Raw genomic sequence first — 19,331 nt, 5'->3', positions numbered from 1 at the left:
TCGCTCGAACGGCAGCCGAACTTCCTCTTACCGCTGCTAGCATAAATCCGCCTTTGCGCATCGAGCAGGTATCGATACACTCTCGCCACGACCTGAAATAGGGTCGTTGCCAGGGAAGTCGATTTTCCCTTGTCCCTCTCCCATCAGCATCGCACGTCTACGCTACCGTTATGTCCCTGAGGTATTCGTCTGCAATGACCAAGGAAGCTCGTAACCGCAAACTGACCGCTGTAATCGTGGTCAACGAGGAAACGGATCTGATCCGCGAAACGCTCAACAGCGTCCGGCAGATCGTCGACGAGATTGTCTTGCTCAACACGGGCAACACGGATGCGATTTCGTCGATCGCCAAAGAATATCAAGCACGCGTCGTCGCCCACTCGTGGCAAGAGTCATTTGGCGAAGCACGCAATGCAGCCCTGGCCCATGTGACGGGCGAGTGGATCTTGTGGCTCGATCCGGGCGAAACCATCCAGGCCGATCATGCCGCGACCCTGCGTGAGTTCGTCAATACACAAGTCGACATTATGACCGCGTATGTCCTGCTGGTCCGTGCTCCCCAGGCACCGGGCAACATCGGCAGCGAACAAATCGGTCAGATCCGACTTCACCCAAATCATCCTGGCATTCGCTTTGAAGGCCGGGTCCGCGAGAACCTGAATCAATCACTTGCCGAATGTGGCATGTCGATCGAAGCGGTTCCGTTCCTGCTGCAGCGAAATATTGCCGAAACCGATCAGGCCTGGAAAGTCAGTCGCGCCAGCCGCGATGCCAAGCTGGTCGAACGTGAAATCAACGAATCAGGCCCGAACGCTCGCCTGATGATCTGCATGGCCGAAGCGGTTCAAACACTGAACGATCAGGCCAACGCCCTCATGTTCTTCGAGCAGGCATGTCGCCTTTCAGAACATGGCTCGGCAGAAATGCTGGAAGCGTTTTACGGAATCCTGACGGCACTCGATAGCCGCCCCGATGGCTTGGACACGCAGATCCAAACCTGCATGACCGCCTTGGAGATCTTCCCGCTGGATGCTCAATTGCTGTGTGCGATTGGTGGTTATCTGCGAACGAAGGGGCATCAAGAGCTGGCTCGCCGCTCTTTCGAGACCGCCTACAAGCATGGTCAGATCAATCTCGAAACCTGGCACATCGACGACATCGATGAGATCGCTGCTTCGTGTCTGGCCATTTCAACCCATGCTGCTGGCAAGCACGAAGATGCCGAACGTATTCTGCTGGAAGCCCTGAGCGATTGTCCACATTCGATCCGATTGCGTCGCCAGGTGATCGACATGCACGTGAAGCATGGCCGTCGCAACGAAGCCTTAGACGAACTCGACCTGCTGCCGGCCGATTATCCAAAACTGGACTCGTTCCGGAGTGCGGTCCGTGGTGCTGTACTCGCTTCGCAGCAGAACTGGGTTGCCGCTCGACCTTACCTGGAAACGGCCTATCGTCAGGATTCTCGTGAACCGCTTTGCCTTCGCTGGTATGCGACCACGTTGGCCGCACTGGGCGAAACCGATGCTGCCCGCGACGCGCTCCTGACCTGGAAGAAACGCGAGCCGCACAACGGCGAACCAGACGATCTGATGCAAGCCTTGCTTACCGGACCAACAATCCGCAGCAAAGCGAAGTCAGAGTCGGTCTTGGCCAGCTAAGCCTAGAACAACAAAAAGCCTCGCAGCGATCTGCGAGGCTTTTTTTATGCGCGGAGAATATCGGCGGTTGTTTATTTACGGCCAACACGATTGAGGACGGTGGCCAGCGTTTCGCGCAGCACCGTACCGCTGCGACGCAGGGCCTGAATTTCTTTCGGCCACAGGTCGAGCTGAATCGTCGACTCGACACCATTCCGTCCGACGACGGTTGGTACGCTGAGGGCTACATCGCGGATATCGTAGCAGCCATTCTGGATGCTCGAGATCGGCAGGATCTGGTGGCTGTCGAGAGCGATCGCGTCGATCACATCGCGAATGGCGATACCGACAGCGAAGCCAGCGCCACCCTTCTTCTTAATCACTTCCGCACCGGAACCCTTGGTTCGGGTAAACAGTTCGTTGGCGGCGTTCGGATTCCAGCCAGGGAACTTTTCCAGCGGCAGACCGTTGACCGAAGCGGACGACCAGATCGGCACCATGCTGTCGCCATGTTCGCCCAGGATCAAGGCTTTGACCTGAGTTGGAGGCAGCTTGCAGTGTTCGGCGATCAAAGCTCGGAAGCGGATCGTATCGAGCTGCGTGCCCAAACCAATCACGCGGTTGGTTGGCAGGTCGAGGCGAGTCGAAGCCAGGTAGGTGAGAATGTCGACCGGATTCGAGACGACGAAAACGATCGCGTCCTTCTTGTAGCCAACCTTCTTGATCGAATCGAGGATCGTCAGGAAGAGGTCGACGTTACGATTGATCAGGTCCAAGCGGCTTTCGTCCGGCTTGCGACGCAGACCAGCCGTGATGCAGATCACGTCCGAGTCAGGAATGTGTTCGTAGCTGCCGCTCGAGATGATTTGATCGGCCGTGCTCGGGCTGCCGTGCAGCAGGTCGAGAGCCTGACCGCCGGCCAGGTCGGCGTTGACATCTAGTAGGGCGATTTCGCGGACGATACCACTGCATTGCAGGGCGAACGCGGCACACGAACCGACCAGACCGCCGCCACCGATGATGCTTACTTTCATGGTTCGTTACTCTTTGCTGGGATGAAGGGTGAGTTGCGGGAGGCTGCGTCGCGAGGTGTGATTCCCCTCGAGTCAATTCGAGGGGAATGTGGGCGACGAGCGAAGGGCGTGGTGCTTAGGCGTGCTTCGACAGTTCGGCCATCACACGCTGGGTGATCATCTGAATCAGGGCTTCCTGATCGGACGAACCGCCGGCAGCCGGCTTGGCAGCTACTTTCGAGCCCATTGGCTCTGGGGCAGGGAAGGCACGACGCTGAACCTTCGAGTCCTTCCAGCTATCGCGGAAGATATCGTTCGCACAGATATCGCAATCTTTGTAGTCATCGGTGTTGCGTGGATCGCTCCAGCCCCACTTGTCCTTCAGCTCGAGCAGTTCGCGTTCTTTCTTTTCATTGAAGAACTCGACGTGACCCAACTGCTTGGCCAGGATCAGCATGCGGCAGTAGGCATCCAGGATCTCGGTCCACCAGTAAGCCCGTTCGACCGTCTCGCCGTAGCTCACCGTGCCATGGTTGGCCAGCAGGATGATGTTGGTGCGATCGACAAACGGGATGATCGTGTCGGCGAATGCCTGACCGCCAGGAGTTTCGTAAGCGGTGATCGGCACGTCGCCCAGGAAGACTTCGACTTCCGGCAGAACGCACTGAGGAATTGGCTCACGAGCGATCGCGAAAGCGGTCGCATGGGGCGGATGGCAGTGCACGACACTCTTGATGTCGGGACGCTGCTTGTAGATTTCCAAGTGCAAGAGGGCTTCGCTCGATCGTGGCTTGGCACCGGCGATCTGCTTGCCGGTCATGTCGATCGTCGAAATGTCTTCTGGCTTTAGGAAACCCTTGCAGTGCATCGTCGGTGTGCAGAGGACTTCGTTATCGCTTATGCGGACGGTGATATTGCCATCGTTCGCAGCAGCGAAGCCTTTGGCATAGATTCGCCGACCAATATCGCACATGTCTTGTTTGATCTTGTGAACGTTCGTCATGCCGATTCGTATCTCGCAATCAAGGGTTTTTGATGTCGTTGATTTGTTAGGTGCGGGCTTCGCCAAGGGAAGGTGTTAGCTTCGGGCAAAAGTCCCTGGTTATTTGGAAGGGCGATAGCGGATATCGACCGTGTCCAAAATGGCCGCGTTGTAGGCATCGACAGGCTTCATATTAGGGTAAAACGGCTGAGCCGCTTCGCCCCCTTCGCTCAAGGCGATGAAGTTGTGGTGCCCGGCGCCGAGCTCGTCGTAAACGACCAGCAGGTCATCCAGCGGTGTGGTTTCGTTTTCGATATCGCTCAGCATCATAGGTACGGCCAACTTCAGCACGGCACCCTGAAATTCGGGAACCGCTCGGCTGAGCGTGACTTTGCCAATGACTTTTGCGATACGCATGGTTTGTCTCGTTACTTGATCCAGTTCGGCCCGGCGGTGCCACGAAGGCTCCACAAGGTTGCCAACAGTCGCGGGACATCCGAGTCCTGCCATTGTCCCGGATGGCAAACCACGAGGTTTGCTCCGAGGCTCTTGGCCGAAGCCTGCCAGTCATGGCTGCTGCAAGCGACCATGGCTCGCACGCCTGGCTGACGGTTCGCTGCGGCGGAAGCGACTTCCGGTTGTTCCGAAAGCAGCACCACCATCTGTTCACTCTTGGCCAGCGAGCTGGCTCGTTCGACCGCCTTGTTCAGGCTGCCAACTTGTTCGTTCGGTTGCCAGGCGGCTGAAACCGTCTGCTTGGCGGCGTTGACGACCGGCGTACTGGGCGTCGGGCCGCAGTTGTTCGCATCGAGTCGACGCAACTGCACGCCACGCTGTTTCAGTTCGTCTTTGACCGCCGGCGTAACGACCGCTTTGGCCGGAACGCACAGGGCTGTGATCGATTCGTTCAGCTTCCCCTTCAGCGACTCGGTGGTGACCAGCTTCATATCCAGGCGAAGTTCGCTGGATGGTTGAGACTGAACCGGTGAGGCACTCGAAGTGGAGCGTTCCGCCAGCAGTCGTTGTACGACCAGGCGAACGATTCGATCGATGTCTTGGCTACTGTAGGTGGACTGCACGTTTATTCGTCAACAATGCCGATTACCGTCCAGCGGACTGGCGTTCGGTCGTATTTCAAAAGTTCGGAAGTCGATTTGCCATCGCTGGTGATCATCACCAGATCGCCTGGCCCGGCATTCACAGCGTCGACCGCGACAAGCGGATGCCCATCCGGCGTGATGCCATCGACCTGCATCGGTTGCACCACTAAGAGCTTCCAGCCTCGCATCGACGCATGTCGAACCGTGCTGGTCGCTGTTCCGACCACGCGTGCCGCTTGCATTAAGGGTTAACCTTTCGACGGATGGCCCAGGATGCACAAATCGTCAATCAACGAGCAGCGTCGTTCCCGCGTGAAAGTCAGCGGGGTGGTGACGCCTTCACCGGTTGGGGTGGCGATCGAGAACGAAATGTAACCTTCGCCTCCGACACCCAGGGCCGATGCACAAGGACCATTCTTAACGAACAACGTGGTGTCCATCACTCGGCCCATCTTGGTCATGTTGCGAACGTTGTTGCTGTGGATGATGGCCGTGTGGCGGAAGCCATGTTCGTAGTACTTCGCCTTTTCGATCGCTTCGTCCACATCGTGGACGCGAACGAAAGGAATAAACGGCATCATCTGTTCGACGGGGACGAACGGGTTATGCTCGTCCGTTTCGCCAAACACCAGTTCGACGTTCTGTGGAATGTTCTTGCCAGCGGCACGGGCCAGGACAGCGGCGTCTTGGCCGATGAATTCCTTGGCGGCGACTTGCTTGGTCTTGCCTGGTTCGCCCACTTCGGTGATCGCCACCGAGGTCAGACGATCGATCTCGCTCGAGTTCAAGCGAACGGCACCAGCACGTTCCATGGCTCGCATCATTTCGTCGAAGACCGAGTTCACGACGAACACTTCCTTCTCGGCGATGCACAGCAGATTGTTGTCGTAAGCACCACCCTGGATGATGCAGCGAGCGGCACGATCCAGGTCGGCGGTTTCGTCGACGACCACCGGCGGGTTGCCAGGACCAGCGACGACAGCACGCTTGCCACTATTGAGTGCGGCACGAGCGACAGCCGGACCACCGGTGACGCAGATCATGGCGACGTCGCGGTGATGGAAGATAATGTCGGCCGATTCCAGCGTTGGTTCGGCGATCACGCAGATCAGGTTGTCGATGCCGAGATCGTCGTAGATCGCTTTGTTGAAGCGACGAACGCCTTCGGCGGCAACCTTCTTGCCACTTGGATGCGGGTTGACGACCAGCGTGTTACCGCCAGCGATCATGTTCACCGCGTTGCCGGTGATGGTCGGCAGCGAGTGCGTCACGGGGGTGATGCAGCCGATGACGCCGAACGGGGCGTGTTCGATCACGGCCAGGCCATGGTCACCGCTGAAGATCTCACTGCGAAGGAACTCGACGCCAGGCGTCTTGCGGCCCAGCAGTTCCAGCTTTTCGATCTTATGTGCTAGACGACCAATCTTGGTCTCGTTCATTTCCATCGTACCCAGCTCGACCTTCTGGTCGATCGAGATGCGACGGATGTGATCGATGATTCGCTTGCGATCTTCGATGGTGCGTTCCGAGAGTTTCTCGAACGCTTCGCGAGCGGCACGAACCGCTTCGTCGGCACAGTCGAAGATACCGTAACGGCCACTGAAGCCCGACGTGGCAGGAGGTGCCTTGCCCACTTCGGCCAGTACCTGGGCCACTACGTTGCGAATGATGGATTCGTCGAATTGCATGATGATTATATCCTCGCGTCAGCGCGTGAATGTTTTGAGCAGGCCTTAGCTATCCGAGTCTTCTTCAGGCGTTGGTTCCGGTTCAGGAGCCGGTGCCGGAGGTGGCTCGGGCTTCGGTTCCGGTTTCTTCACCTCCGCTGGCGGCTTGGGCTCGACCTTGGGGGCCGGGGCAGGCTTGGCCTTGGTTTCTACTTTGGCCGGAGCGGCGGACTCTCCGTCTCGGTCGTAAACGCAGATGCTTTCGATGTGGGCACGATCGACAATGCCGATCACCACACAGTCAATCGGAAGCGACTTTGTTTCCGGGGTAAGCCGGGCACTGGAACCTTGGGTAATCAGCACGAAGTCGCCGACGCCGCTGCCGAGCATGTCGACGGCCACAAATGTGCGACCGGTGGTCACCAGCGACTGGCGATCTTTCGATTCCAATCGATAAGGTTCGACCACCAATAGTTTGTGGCCGACCATCGTGTCGACTTTCTGCGTGGAAATGACCGAGCCGGTCACTTTGGCGATAAACATCTTAGGTCGACTCCAGCAACTGACGGGTCTGCCGGGCAACGATGATTTCTTCGTTGGTCGGGATCACCCATAGCTGCGTTTTGCTGTTGTCCGAATGGAACGAAGCCTCTCCCTTGGCGGAATCGTTCTTTGCTTCGTCCAGTTCGATTCCCAACTCTTGCAAGTTGGCACATACGTCTTTTCGCAATTGCTTGCCGTTTTCGCCGATGCCGCCGGTGAAGACGATCGCGTCGGCCCCGCCCAGTTCAACCAGCATCCCGCCCAAGTAGCGGCGGACTTCGCTGGTGTACATGTCCAAGGCAAGCTTCGCGTCCGAATTCCCTTGAGCGGCAGCTTCTTCCAGGTCTCGCATGTCTCCGCTCAAGCCGTTGCTTAGGCCCAGCAACCCGCCGTGATTCCCGATATGAGCGAGAACTTCGGTCAGGCTCTTGCCGGTCCGTTGCATCAGCAGAGGAAGGGCATAGGGATCGAAATCCCCAACCCGGTTGTTCTGCGGCAAGCCGGTTTGCGGGCTCATGCCCATGGTGACGGCAACGCTCTGGCGATGGTTGATCGCACACAAGCTGCTGCTTCCGCCAAGGTGGCACGAGATAACTCGCAAATCGTCGCGTCCGAGCAGTTCGGCACTTCGCGTGGCGATGTAACGATGGCTCGCACCATGGAAGCCCCACTTCTTGATCTGGAACTCGTCCGACCAGGACTTGGGAATTCCGTAGTAGCGATTCCGATCGGGAATCGTCGCATGGAAGCCCGTTTCAAAGGCGGCAACTAGCGGAATCTCCGGCAGTTGCTCCGAAAGTAAACGCATGGCGGCGATGTAAGGCGGATTGTGGGCCGGAGCAACATCGTTCATCTCGGCCATCGCCTCGAGAACGTCGTTGTTGACCCGCTGTACGCCTGAAACTCGTCCGCCGTGAACCGCTTTGAACCCAATGGCCGATACCTCGGCAGCATCCTTCAGGCACCCGTGATCCGGGTCGGTCAGTTGCGACAGGCATTTGCGGACTGCCACGGCATGGTCTGGGACGTGTGCCGTGACTTCCTCTTTCCAGTCACCAATCTGAACGCTGCAGGAACTCTCTGGAGAGCCGATCCGATCAATCCCACCCCGAGCCAGTTGCGTTTCGCTGTCCATATCGAACAAGCGATACTTAAAACTGGTCGAACCGAGATTTGCTACCAGAACCTTCATGCCTACGGACTCCTTTCGCTCTGGGGATGCACCGCGATGAAGCGGTTCTCTATGGGGACGGCTTAGCTGAAGTAAACGTCGACCAGACCTTCGGCCGGACGTGGCAGAACGTGGCTACCAGCCAGTTCACCAACCTGCGAAGCGGCGTTGGCACCAGCTTCGACTGCAGCGCGAACGCTACCGACGTCACCGCTGACAACCGTGGTGACCAGGCCACCGCCGATGTTGACGCGCTTTACGATCTTGACGTTAGCGGCCTTGGCCATGGCGTCGGTCGCTTCGACCAGGCCAACCAAACCCTTGGTTTCAATCAAACCAATTGCACTTTGCATGGATAGTTTTCCTTGTGGGATGATTTGTGTGTAGAGCAGGGACTAGTCGGCCGAAACGATCGTCTTGATCGGTGGTGGCAGAACGATGCCGATGTCTTCGTGCGGACGTGGAATGACCTGCACGCTGACGACTTCGCCCAGACGGCCAGCCGCGGCGGCACCTGCATCGGTGGCAGCCTTCACAGCGGCGACGTCGCCGGTGATGAAAGCGGAAACCAAACCGCTGCCAACTTTGTCCCAGCCAACGAACGTCACGTTGGCAGCCTTCAACATTGCGTCGGTGGCTTCCACCAAGGTCACAAAGCCCTTGGTTTCGATCATGCCCAACGCTTCCATTACTTTCGCCATGGGGTTTTATCTCCCGAACAAAAAAAGGAAACCGTTACTTCAATTCGCTTCTGAAAACCAGAAACGATGTCTTCAAACACAGGGGGTGAAAAACGCTCTCGCTGGCCCCACTCGGAGGACTCACAGTGGCAAATCATGGGGAGGCCAACGAAAGCGTAATTCGATTTAATGCTTCGTCTTGCAGCCGCAGGGTTCCTGCTTCAGCAGTTCGATCTTCGACGCCGCGTCCAGGTTGCACGCGTTGCCTTCGTCGGTATCGATATGAACTTCCAGCTTGCTGACACCGTCGGCACGGACCAGCAAGTCTTCGAACATGGTCGTGCAGCCTGCGGAAGTGATTCGCAGGTTCATGCGGTCGCCATTCTTCACGCCGTAGTAATCGGCGTCGCGATTGTTCATGTGGACGTGACGTTCGGCTCGGATCACACCTTGATCGAGTTGAACGGCACCCTTCGGACCGACCAGCACGCAGCCTGGCGTGCCGTCGATTTTGCCGCTGGCTCGAACCGGGGCTTCGATCCCCAGCGAGATCGCGTCGGTGAAAGCGAGTTCGACCTGGCTGTAGTCACGAGTCGGACCCAGCACGCGGACCTTTTCCAGCATCCGGCGACGCGGGCCAACGACCATCACGGTTTCTTCCGCCGCGTAGAATCCGTCTTGATACAGATCCTTCATCGGGGTCAGCACGTGGCCAGGACCAAACAGCGTTTCGACGTGCGCGTCGGTCAGGTGGATATGACGGGCCGAAATACTGACCACCAGGTTCGGTTCGGCAGTGGGTGCCGGAGCCGGGGCTGCCGGAGCAACACCACCTTGCGAAAGGACGATCTGACGAACGATTCGTTCAATCGTGGAATGATCGAGATTCAGCGTGGAACTCATTGCGTATTGAACCCTATCAGGGGTTAACTGGCTTTATGGGAAACGGGGCGATCGATGATGGCCATCTCGGCAGGGGCGACGATCAAATCGACGCCGGCATCTTCGACCTGTTTTTGCCAGGCAGGCGAGATCTCGTGATCGACGACAAGTTTGTCGACCTCCGATAGTTCGCACATCTGGGCAAGGCTTTGGCGGCCAAACTTGGTGCTGTCGGCAACGATGATCACTTCACCGCCGGCCTTCATCATGGCTCGTTCGGTTTCGACCAGCAGCAGGTTGCTGTTGTACAAACCGTGTTGGGTGATCCCAGCGACAGAAAGCACGGCACGCCGAGCACTCAGTCGCGAGATCATCTCATTGGCATAAGGCCCTAACGAAACGCCGGTGGCACTGTGCACATAACCACCCAGCAAGATCAACTCGGTCGTCGTGCTGGCCATAAACAGGTTGGCCACCGGCAACGAGTTGGTCACGATCTGCAGCGTTCTGCCGACCAGCATCTGGGCAAATTCGTAGGTCGTACTGCCCCCGTCGAGGATGACCGTGTCGCCATCTTCGATCAGTTGGGCCGCGGCCTTCGCGATCTGCCGCTTCTTGCTCCACTGCATTTCGTGGCGAAGTTCGAAGTGGGGCAGGTTCGGAGAAGGACCTGTATAAAAAACGCCCCCGTGCGTCCTGCGCGCCGACCCGGCTTCTTCCAGGAGTTCCACGTCACGACGAACTGTCGATTCGGAAACTTCCAATTCCTGCGCAAGCTCTGGCAACGACGCGAAACCACGGGCTCGCACCAGATCGAGAAGTCGCGTTCGTCGGACGTCCGCTTGCATGAAAGGGGGAGACTTGGGGTCTTGGGAGGGGTGGGGCTAACTCAACGGAGTTAAAACACCTAGATTATGCATCCCTCATTGCCAGTAATCAATCAGATAGTGGCATAATTCTTTCAAATTTCATTCGGCACAGCCAGGACGAAACGAAAGAGGCTCCCTAAAACACAAAAATGCCCCATTTCAGGTAGGACTAGGATAAACCTTACAGGAAGTACCGCTCGCAACTGCTCGAAATTGGTCAAGATGAAAGAATTCCGTCACTAGGTGAAAGAATCCATCCATCGGTTTTCGCCGGGTGACTAGGGCGAATGCGTAAAGTTTAACGGACTAGCAGTGATAGCAAAAGGGTCTGCGCAGGCGTAACCCTTGGCATTGCTAGCGGTTAGTTGGAGGGCTGAACCGAGACTGTCCGGCCTGAGACCGTGACGCGACCTTCCGCAATGGCGGCGATCGTTTTCGGGTAAAGGCGGCATTCCGCCTCAAAGACCCGAGCCGCCAGATCTTCAGGACGGTCGTCCGTCAGAACCTCGACGACGCTTTGGGCGATGATGGGCCCATGATCGTAATGATCGTCGACAAAGTGAGCCGTGCAGCCACTTACCTTCGCGCCGTATTCCAAGACGGCCGTATGAACCCGAATTCCGTAAAATCCGGCACCGCAGAACGAAGGGATCAGCGAGGGATGGATGTTGATGACGCGGTTCTCGAAGTCGGCCGGCACCGCGATCTGCTTCAAGAAACCACCCATCACCACCAACTCGACGCCTGCCTGGCGACAGGTCTCGAAGATCACCGATGAAAAGTCGGCGATCTCGGGATGATCTTGCACGGTGACAACCTGGTACGGGATGTTGCCTTGCTCGGCATAGGCCATCCCTTTTGCCTTGTGGCTACTGGAGATGACCTGAACGACTTGCAGCGGTAGGCTGTCTTGCTCGATCGCATCGAGCAAGTTGCGGAGCGTCGTGCCGCCACCCGAGATCAGAACGGCGATCTTCAGTGGATTGTCAGGAGTGTGCTTCGACCAGGTTGTGGCAGGCTTCGTCATACAGACTTCACGTAGATTTGGACGTCGCTGTCAGCGATGGTCGTGGAACTTGGTTCGACGCCGGCGATCGCCGCCAGGCCGACCGAGGTCGCCAAGGTTTCGCCTTCGATGTACTCGGCATGACCTTTGACCGCGGCTTGCACTTCGTCGGACGACGTCACCACGGCAACTTCGATCTTGGCGGTGTATTCCAGATCAAGCTCTTTCCGCTTATCTTGCACCATCCGCACGATGTCTTTGACGTAGCCTTCCTGGATCAGCTCTGGGGTGAGTTCCGTGTTGAGCACAACCACGCACAGCTTGCCTTGAGCGGCAGCCCAGCCTTCTTTGGCCGAAAGGCGAACCTGGATATCTTCGTTGTCGAATGTCAGGGCTTCGCCTTCGATCGTCAGCGTGAATGCACCTTCCGATTGCAGAGCGTTCAGCAGTGCCGCCGCATCGGTCTGGCCGAGAACCTTCTTAACCGAAGGCATCAGCTTGCCGACACGTGGGCCCAAACGCTTGAAGTTCGGCTGGATCTGGTAGTTGATGTACTCGTCGGCTTCCTTGGTGAAGTCGATCTTCTTGACGTTCAGTTCTTCGCACAGGATCGAGTTGTGCGACTTGAGCCATTCGGCGTGGGTATCGTCGGCGAGGACGACTTCCACTTTGCTTAGTGGCTGACGCACTTTCAGCTTTTCATTCATGCGAGCCTGGCGGCCGAGCGAAGCGATTTCTCGCAGCAGTTCCATCCGCTGCGAGAGCTGCGTATCGATGACCGACTCGTCGACTGCTGGGAAGTCGCACAGGTGAACGCTGGTCTTCGCCTTGTCGCCAAAGACGCTGGCCAGATTCTGCCACAGCGTTTCCGAGAGGAACGGCACGAACGGAGCGATCACCTGGCAGGTGGTCAGCAAGCATTCGTACAGCGTCCAATAGGCATCCAGCTTGTCGGCCGATTCCTTGTCTTTGCTCCAGAAACGATCACGGCTGCGGCGAACGTACCAGTTCGACAGACCATCCACGAACTGATTGATCGCGGCACATGCGTTGTAGTTGTCGTATGCGTCCATCCGATCGGTCACGGTTTGGATCGTGCGGTTCAATTCGCCCAGGATCCAGCGATCGAGCTCGCCTCGTTCTTCGATCGGACGGGCACCCTTGGCACCAACGAAGTGGCCGGCGAGTGCCTTGTCGAGATCGCTGACCGAGGTTTCTGGCTCGAAACCGTCGATATTCGCGTAGATCACGAAGAAGCTGAACACATTCCAGAGCCGCAGCAGGAACTCAGGGATGCTGTCTTTGATCGACTGTTCGTTGTAGCGGATCGACGTCCATGGCGGCTGGTTGGCGTACAGATACCAGCGCAACGCGTCGGCACCGTATTTATCGAAGATCTCGTTCGGCTCGCGATAGTTTCGCTTGCTCTTCGACATCTTCGTACCATCTTCGCCCAGCATCAGTCCCAGGACGATGCAGTTCTTGAATGGATGTGGATAGACGTGCGGCTCGGTCTTGCCTTCTTCGTCCTGGCCGAACAGCAGGGTGCTGATCGCCAATTGGCTGTAGAACCAGCCACGGGTCTGGTCGATTGCTTCGCTGATGAAGTCGGCTGGGAACTGGGCATCGAAGTGCTTTTCCCCTTGATGCGGATAGCCCCACTGTGCGAATGGCATCGCACCGGAGTCGTACCAGCAGTCGATCACTTCCGGAACACGCTTCATTCGCGCACCTTCGGCGAACGGCGAGTCGTAGGTGATCTCGTCGATGTACGGCTTGTGGATCTTCAGGTCGTCGACCAGGTCAGGATTGTCGGCCTTGGCTTTTTCCCAGACGTCGAAGCCGGCGGCACCTGGCTTGGCTTCCAGTTCGGCGTAGCTGGCGATCGCTTCGGCTTTGCCGGTTTCTTCGCAAACCCAGATCGGCAGTGGCGTGCCCCAATAACGTTCGCGAGACAGTGCCCAGTCGACGTTGCTTTCCAGGAAGTTGCCGAAACGACCATCGCGGATGTGGTCCGGCAGCCAGTTGATCTGCTGGTTGTTGGCCAGCATCTGGTCTTTGAATTTGGTGGTGCGGATGAACCAGCTTTCACGCGGATACTGGATCAGCGGATCCTCTTCGGCTCGCCAGCAGAAGGGATAATCGTGGAGATACTGATCGAGCAGGAACAAGACGCCCCGTTCTTTCAGCTCGCGCGAGATGTCTTTGTCGGCTTCTTTGACCCAGCGTCCCTTGTAGTCGGGAGCTTCATCGGTGAACTTGCCGTCCGGCCCGACAGCGCAGATCAGGGAAGGGCCTTCGCCCTCTTCGAAGCGTGCCAGTTCGTTGGCCAGAACTTCGTAGTCGACTTCACCGAACGCAGGCGCCTGATGGACAACCCCAGTACCGCTGTCGGTTGTCACGAAGTCGGCGGCCACGACACGCCAGGCAACGTGCTGTTTGCCGCCTGCCTTGAGCGTCCCTTCGGTATCGCCGAGCGATTTGTAGTAATAATCGAACGGCGGGCGATAACGCTTGCCCAGCAGTTGGCTACCCTTGGTGGTCGCGACAACTTTCCATTTGCACTTCGCTTTCTCGGCGAGTGTTACCACGAGAGCTTCCGCGACGATCAGCTTTTCACCAGACTCTTCATCTTCGACGGTGGCGTAGGTCAGATCCGGATGCACGGCGGCGAACTGATTGCTTGGCAATGTCCAAGGAGTCGTCGTCCAAACCAGAAGCGAAGTGTTTTCTTCGTCGAGAAGTGGGAAGCGAACGAACACGCTCGGGTCGGCGACTTTGCGGTAGCCTTGGCCCACTTCGCCGCTACTCAAAGCAGTTCCACCTTGAGCCCACCACCAGACGATCTTGTGCCCCTGATACAGCAGGCCGCGATCGTACAAGTTTTTGAGCGACCACCAGACGCTTTCAACAAAGCTTTTGTGGTAGGTGACGTACGCTTCTTCCAGGTTGACCCAGAAACCGAGCCGCTGTGTCAGGCGTTCCCACTCTTGCATGTAACGCCAGACGCTGGCCTGGCACTTGTGGATGAATGGTTCGACGCCGTAGTTTTCGATTTCTTCCTTGGAGTGGATGCCGAGCTCTTTGCAGACTTCGACTTCGACCGGCAGACCATGCGTATCCCAGCCTGCTTTGCGTTCGCAGTAATAGCCTCGCATGGTGCGGTAGCGTGGGAAGACGTCTTTGATGGCACGCGTCAGGCAGTGGCCAGGGTGAGGCATGCCGTTGGCGGTAGGTGGCCCTTCATAGAAAACGAACGGCTGGCTTCCCTTACGAGCGTCGAGCGACTTCTCGTAAATCTGGTTCTGTTTCCAATACTCGAGGACCTTGGTTTCCATGTCCGGAAAAGAAACATTCTGCGGGATGCTTTCAAACATCGAATCTCATCTTCCTCGAGCGATTCATGAACGAGGGAGCCAGATGCTCCCTCAATAAATCCAAGCGATTTTGTTCCCAGCGAAGAACCAGGCATCTCCAGGCCAGACGCCATCCGGCTGGCCTGGGTTCACCAGCGGCGATTAGTCCTCGTCGCCGCTTTCTTCTTCCTCTTTGCCGTCACCTTCTTCTTCGTCGTCTTCGCTTTCCTCGTCGTCTTCGAAGAATTCACCTTCCAGGTCTTCGTCCTCTTCTTCGTCGTCGATCAGGTCTTCGTCGAACGAATCTTCGTCTGAAGGCGTTTCGTCGTCGAATTCCTCGAAGTCTTCGTCAAAATCGTCATCGAAGTCGTCTTCGTCGAAATCCTCTTCCACGTCTTCGTCGTACTCGTCGTCCGTGGCTACAATGCTGTCGGCGAAACCCAAAGGATAACCGGCGGACGTCAGAGACAATTCGAGGAGTTCTTCGGGCATTGGTAACCTTCGGGCGTTTTCGTGAGTGCCAGGGGCTTCGTTACAAGGAGCTCGCAGAGCGGGAACCGAATCCTGAAATTAGAAAAGCCAGACCCCCATTTCGTCAACCACCGCTGGGGCGAAAACATTGGTGCTGGAAGCATTTACGGTGATTACCCATGAAAATATCTGAGGGGCATGTCGTCGCCGTCTGCCTGTCTTCGGGCGGAATCCCACGCGTGCCGGTCGAATCGGCCGAGCTGACCCCGTACGGCTTTGTTGGGGATGGGCACCGTTACGACGAGCACTTCGCGCCAAAACGCGCGGTTACGCTGTTCAATTACGAGATCTTGCAGCGGTTCGAGCCTGCCACCGAGCCCTTTCTGGCTGGCAGCGTGGGCGAAAACCTTTCAGTCGAGGGAATCGACCTGGCAATGCTGGAAGTGGGCGACATGCTAATGGTCGGCACGGCAGAAATACGCCTCGAAAAACGGTGGAAACCGTGCCACGCTAAAGATGCCAAAACAGGGCGAACGCAACCGAACGTGAACGAGCACCTCGGTTTCTTCGCCAGCGTATGGCGCGCAGCGACCATCCGCCCCGGAAATCGGATTCAACGGATTTCCGGAGGGGAAGGGTAGCCAGTGACGCGCGGCTCTAAAGAAACAGGCCTCGATAACGAGATGTCATCCAGGCCTGTTAACTTTCGAGTTCGGTCTCCCAGTAAGCTTCGCTGACGAACTTACTCCAAGACTCGATCCTTACGCGTCTGGCCGCGTAAACAGGCGTCCACTTCGGACGAATCGGATCTTTCCGCATCGGCATATGAGCCTCGGCGGGCGTACGATTCGCCTTGCGGTGATTGCAATCGACGCAAGCCAACACGCAGTTTTCCCAAGAAGACTCGCCTCCCTTACTGCGTGGAATTACGTGATCGATCGTCAGGTATTCGCTGCCAGGACGCGATCCGCAGTACTGACAGGTGTACTGATCCCGCTTGAACACATTGCGACGACTGAACGTCACCGTGTTCCGCGGGATGCGATCGTAGTTCACCAGCGAAACGACTTCCGGAATTCGGATCTTCAGCAACTGGGAAGAGATGAAGGGCTCGTCCTTGCCAGGGGCCAAACGCGACCAGTCCTCCCACGTCAATAGCTGGTAGCTGTGTGGATCAACAACACGAGCCGTTCCGCAAAAGACCTGCGTCAACGATCGAGCCACTGACGCCACACCGACAGGCTGCCAGTTACGGTTGAGAACTAGCGTGGGCCGCTCCAATAGGGCCGACATGAATCTGATTTCTCCCTCGTTTGGAAGGCAGCCGATCGGATTCGAACCGAAAACTCTTTCTGCTGAAGCAGAAAGAACTCGTACCACCGAGCCACGGCTACCGCGTAACGATTAGCAATTGATAGTGATCAATGGGGCTAGGAAGGGCGTGTGCTGGATGCACCTTCCGCCGTCGCGTCGGGTGTTCCGGCGAGTAAGCCTTTCAACATAACACAGTTCCGACCATCTATGCCAACATTTCACGGGCATTCCTATCGTCGGATCTGGGTGAGGCAACGGAACTGTAGGTAAGTTCTGTTAAGGGGGTACGAAGGGTTTGGTAATTCGCACGAAAAATGTCGATAAGCTGTCAGTAGTTGCCGGCGTTTTCGTGCCCCATTCACTCGCATTTCCACCTTTTCATTGCCTGCTTGAATAGAGCCATTTTGCGGGGATGGGTTCACATTTCAAATGGAATCGGCTGGGGGGATCACCAGCAAGCGGCTAGAATGGGAGAGTTAATTAACTTGCCGCCCTGATTTTCTCACCGATCTGAGCCCTGCCCATGCGATGCTATCCGCGAGTTTCCGCGCCCCTCTTCTGTCTGTTTCTGGTTACGACGGTCACCTCGATGTTGCCTGCCCAGCAAGAAGTCGTCATCTACGATGAAGCCAAGGTTCCGCAGTTCACGTTGCCTGATCCGTTGGTGGGTCCTAATGGCGAGAAGATTGAGACTGCCGAAGCATGGAACTCCAAGCAGCGGCCTTACCTGATTCAATTGTTCGAGACACAGGTTTACGGCAAGGCGCCGGCCGCCCCAGGCAAGATTTCGTACAAGGTAACCGAATCGTCGGACGAAGCCTTTGGTGGCAAGGCCCGTCGCCGCCAGGTTGCCATTCAATTGACTGACGATCCCGAGGGGCCGGTGCTGAACCTGCTGGTTTACCTGCCAAAGACCGACAAGCCAGTCCCGACATTCTTGATGCTCAGTTTCTATGGCAACGCTACGGTTACCGACGATCCCGCGGTGATGCTGCCAACCAGTTGGCTACGCGACAACAAAGACAAAGGTATTTCTGGGCACAAAGCTTCGGAAAAAATGCGTGGCACGAGCAGTGGGCGTTGGCCGATCGAAACGATTCTGGATCGTGGCTACGGGGTGGCAACCGCTTACTATGGCGACATCGATCCTGACTTCGACGACGGTTTCCAGAACGGGATTCACCCTTACTTCAACGCCGAGGGGCAAACCAAGCCGAAGGCGGATGAGTGGGGCAGCATCGCTGCATGGTCGTGGGGAATGAGCCGAGCACTCGACTATCTGCAGGAAAGCGAGGAAGTCGACGGCGAGAAAGTGATCTCGCTGGGGCATTCGCGTCTCGGCAAGACCGCCTTATGGGCGGGGGCGACCGATACCCGTTTTGCCGCGGTCATCTCGAATAACTCCGGCTGTGGAGGCGCCGCACTTTCGCGTCGTCGTTACGGCGAATCGGTTCAGAAAATCAACAAGTCATTTCCTCATTGGTTCTGCGATAACTTCGTGCAATACAGCCACAACGAGGATGCCTGTCCGGTTGATCAGCATGAATTGATTGCCTTGATCGCGCCACGCCCTTGCCTGATTTGCAGTGCCGAGGAAGATCGCTGGGCAGATCCGCATGGCGAGTTCCTCTCGGGACACTACGCCAGCCCGGTTTACGAGCTGCTGGGTGTCGAAGGGATGGGCGTCGAGAAGATGCCTGCGATCAACGAGCCGGTTCTCAGCCGATTGGGGTATGTGATCCGCCCCGGCAAGCACGACGTCACCACCCTCGATTGGCAACGCTACATGGACTTCGCCGATCGCCATGTGACGAAGGCCGCGGACTAACGGCCATCTGGCGGGCTGCCGGGCACTTCTGGTAGAAAGTTGGGTATCTCCATCCCTCGATTCTGAAGGAGCCCCACGTGAAACTGATTGTTGCCGTGATTCAGCCAACCAAGCTCGATAGTGTCCGTACGGCATTGTCCGGCATGGCCGTCGAACGCCTGACCGTTTTTGATGCGGAAGGTTACGGGCGACAACGTGGTCAGACGGCGACCTTTCGTGGTATCGAATACCAAACGAATCTGCTGCGAAAGGTGATCATCGAAGTTGCCGTGAACGACGACTTCCTCGAAAAGACCTTGGCCATCATTGAAAACGTGGCTCGAACTGGTCAGGAAGGAAACATTGGCGATGGGAAGATTCTCGTGCTTCCCATCGAACAGGTCATTCAGATCGGTGGCAAAGAACGTGGCCCTTCGGCTGTTTAGAAGAACTTGCAGGTAATACGTTGATTCTTTATTTCACTGCCGACTTGATGTCGAACTCTCGTGTCACCGGTCCTGCCAACGCTCAGGGCATTCCGGTTCGGGTGATTGCCTCGAAACGGGGTATTCTCGAAACGATCGATGCCGAGACAACGGCCTTGATCGTCGATTTGAATCCGCCAGCCCGCGATGCGATCAGTACGATCGAAGAAGTCCGAGCTGCCCATCCAGACCTTCGCATCTTGGTGCATGGTCCACATGTGCAAGTCGAATTGCTGTCGGCCGCCAAAGAAGCAGGTGCCGACGTGATGACCAATGGTCAGTTCCATCAGCAGGTCGGTGCCGTTCTGGTAAAATTGGCCGAACCTGCTTCGTAAGCGAAACCGT

General features: G+C 56.9%; 21 protein-coding genes and 1 tRNA gene. 5 read left to right on the top strand and 17 right to left on the bottom strand.

What is annotated here, in order from left to right; all coding sequences use genetic code 11:
* The first annotated feature begins 194 nt into the window (after window positions 1-194).
* Window positions 195-1,661, top strand: coding sequence for a tetratricopeptide repeat-containing glycosyltransferase (locus tag ABD890_RS21055; RefSeq protein WP_345094270.1), 1,467 nt, complete (start codon window positions 195-197; stop codon window positions 1,659-1,661).
* Window positions 1,662-1,732: 71 nt separating this feature from the next.
* On the opposite strand, the gene ABD890_RS21050 is transcribed toward ABD890_RS21055, so the two are convergent.
* The 15 genes from ABD890_RS21050 to ABD890_RS20980 form a co-directional block, all read right to left on the bottom strand.
* Window positions 1,733-2,674, bottom strand: coding sequence for a lactate/malate dehydrogenase family protein (locus tag ABD890_RS21050; protein ID WP_345094268.1), 942 nt, complete (start codon window positions 2,672-2,674; stop codon window positions 1,733-1,735).
* 115 nt (window positions 2,675-2,789) lie between these two features.
* On the bottom strand, window positions 2,790-3,656 hold the full coding sequence (locus ABD890_RS21045; RefSeq protein WP_345094266.1) for a class II aldolase/adducin family protein: 867 nt from the start codon (window positions 3,654-3,656) through the stop codon (window positions 2,790-2,792).
* A gap of 99 nt (window positions 3,657-3,755) precedes the next feature.
* Complete coding sequence (locus ABD890_RS21040) at window positions 3,756-4,052, bottom strand: EutN/CcmL family microcompartment protein (RefSeq protein ID WP_345094264.1); 297 nt, start codon at window positions 4,050-4,052, stop codon at window positions 3,756-3,758.
* A gap of 11 nt (window positions 4,053-4,063) precedes the next feature.
* A complete protein-coding gene (locus tag ABD890_RS21035) occupies window positions 4,064-4,714 on the bottom strand; it encodes a hypothetical protein (RefSeq protein ID WP_345094262.1) in 651 nt (216 codons plus the stop codon).
* A 2-nt stretch (window positions 4,715-4,716) separates the two neighbouring features.
* Window positions 4,717-4,977: a EutN/CcmL family microcompartment protein gene (locus tag ABD890_RS21030; RefSeq protein WP_345094260.1), complete on the bottom strand. Its 261-nt coding sequence runs from the start codon at window positions 4,975-4,977 to the stop codon at window positions 4,717-4,719.
* A gap of 6 nt (window positions 4,978-4,983) precedes the next feature.
* Window positions 4,984-6,423 (bottom strand): aldehyde dehydrogenase family protein, encoded by a 1,440-nt coding sequence (locus ABD890_RS21025; RefSeq protein WP_345094258.1) that lies wholly within the window; start codon window positions 6,421-6,423, stop codon window positions 4,984-4,986.
* A 45-nt stretch (window positions 6,424-6,468) separates the two neighbouring features.
* Entirely contained in the window at window positions 6,469-6,945 is a 477-nt protein-coding gene (locus ABD890_RS21020) for a EutN/CcmL family microcompartment protein (RefSeq protein ID WP_345094256.1), read from the bottom strand.
* A gap of 1 nt (window position 6,946) precedes the next feature.
* Window positions 6,947-8,137 (bottom strand): acetate/propionate family kinase, encoded by a 1,191-nt coding sequence (locus tag ABD890_RS21015; protein WP_345094254.1) that lies wholly within the window; start codon window positions 8,135-8,137, stop codon window positions 6,947-6,949.
* Window positions 8,138-8,199: 62 nt separating this feature from the next.
* On the bottom strand, window positions 8,200-8,469 hold the full coding sequence (locus ABD890_RS21010) for a BMC domain-containing protein (RefSeq protein WP_345094252.1): 270 nt from the start codon (window positions 8,467-8,469) through the stop codon (window positions 8,200-8,202).
* Window positions 8,470-8,511: 42 nt separating this feature from the next.
* Window positions 8,512-8,817 carry a BMC domain-containing protein gene (locus tag ABD890_RS21005; protein ID WP_345094250.1) on the bottom strand — a complete coding sequence of 102 codons (306 nt, stop codon included), beginning with the start codon at window positions 8,815-8,817 and terminating at the stop codon, window positions 8,512-8,514.
* Window positions 8,818-8,982: 165 nt separating this feature from the next.
* Window positions 8,983-9,699, bottom strand: a complete 717-nt coding sequence (gene pduL, locus ABD890_RS21000; protein WP_345094248.1) for a phosphate propanoyltransferase — start codon at window positions 9,697-9,699, stop codon at window positions 8,983-8,985.
* Between the two features lie 23 nt (window positions 9,700-9,722).
* The gene (locus ABD890_RS20995; protein WP_345094246.1) at window positions 9,723-10,526 is read right to left on the bottom strand and encodes a DeoR/GlpR family DNA-binding transcription regulator; all 804 of its coding nucleotides are present in this window, start codon (window positions 10,524-10,526) and stop codon (window positions 9,723-9,725) included.
* 382 nt (window positions 10,527-10,908) lie between these two features.
* Window positions 10,909-11,574, bottom strand: coding sequence for a phosphoribosylglycinamide formyltransferase (gene purN, locus ABD890_RS20990; RefSeq protein WP_345094245.1), 666 nt, complete (start codon window positions 11,572-11,574; stop codon window positions 10,909-10,911).
* Window positions 11,571-14,930: an isoleucine--tRNA ligase gene (gene ileS, locus ABD890_RS20985; RefSeq protein ID WP_345094243.1), complete on the bottom strand. Its 3,360-nt coding sequence runs from the start codon at window positions 14,928-14,930 to the stop codon at window positions 11,571-11,573. The genes purN and ileS overlap by 4 nt, the downstream gene beginning before the upstream one ends.
* Window positions 14,931-15,071: 141 nt before the next feature.
* Entirely contained in the window at window positions 15,072-15,401 is a 330-nt protein-coding gene (locus tag ABD890_RS20980) for a hypothetical protein (RefSeq protein ID WP_345094241.1), read from the bottom strand.
* Between the two features lie 158 nt (window positions 15,402-15,559).
* Here ABD890_RS20980 and ABD890_RS20975 point away from each other — a divergent pair, with 158 nt between their 5' ends.
* Window positions 15,560-16,021, top strand: a complete 462-nt coding sequence (locus ABD890_RS20975; RefSeq protein ID WP_345094239.1) for an MOSC domain-containing protein — start codon at window positions 15,560-15,562, stop codon at window positions 16,019-16,021.
* A gap of 58 nt (window positions 16,022-16,079) precedes the next feature.
* Here the strand turns inward: ABD890_RS20975 and ABD890_RS20970 are convergent, their stop codons facing one another.
* Together ABD890_RS20970 and ABD890_RS20965 are read right to left on the bottom strand one after the other, a co-directional pair.
* Window positions 16,080-16,673 (bottom strand): HNH endonuclease, encoded by a 594-nt coding sequence (locus ABD890_RS20970; RefSeq protein WP_345094237.1) that lies wholly within the window; start codon window positions 16,671-16,673, stop codon window positions 16,080-16,082.
* A 26-nt stretch (window positions 16,674-16,699) separates the two neighbouring features.
* Window positions 16,700-16,774: transfer RNA gene (locus ABD890_RS20965), tRNA-OTHER, on the bottom strand.
* Between the two features lie 443 nt (window positions 16,775-17,217).
* Between ABD890_RS20965 and ABD890_RS20960 the strand changes: the two genes are divergently transcribed.
* The 3 genes from ABD890_RS20960 to ABD890_RS20950 all read left to right on the top strand — a co-directional run bounded on the left by ABD890_RS20960 (window position 17,218) and on the right by ABD890_RS20950 (window position 19,321).
* Window positions 17,218-18,522 carry a glucuronyl esterase domain-containing protein gene (locus tag ABD890_RS20960; RefSeq protein ID WP_345094235.1) on the top strand — a complete coding sequence of 435 codons (1,305 nt, stop codon included), beginning with the start codon at window positions 17,218-17,220 and terminating at the stop codon, window positions 18,520-18,522.
* A 77-nt stretch (window positions 18,523-18,599) separates the two neighbouring features.
* The gene (locus ABD890_RS20955; RefSeq protein ID WP_345094233.1) at window positions 18,600-18,947 is read left to right on the top strand and encodes a P-II family nitrogen regulator; all 348 of its coding nucleotides are present in this window, start codon (window positions 18,600-18,602) and stop codon (window positions 18,945-18,947) included.
* 47 nt (window positions 18,948-18,994) lie between these two features.
* On the top strand, window positions 18,995-19,321 hold the full coding sequence (locus tag ABD890_RS20950; protein ID WP_345094231.1) for a hypothetical protein: 327 nt from the start codon (window positions 18,995-18,997) through the stop codon (window positions 19,319-19,321).
* Window positions 19,322-19,331: the final 10 nt, after the last annotated feature.

This window comes from Bremerella cremea, assembly GCF_039541315.1.
GTDB lineage: Bacteria > Planctomycetota > Planctomycetia > Pirellulales > Pirellulaceae > Bremerella > Bremerella cremea.
The sequence above is the reverse complement of the archived record's forward strand: the minus strand, read 5'-3'. Positions and strand labels throughout refer to the sequence as shown.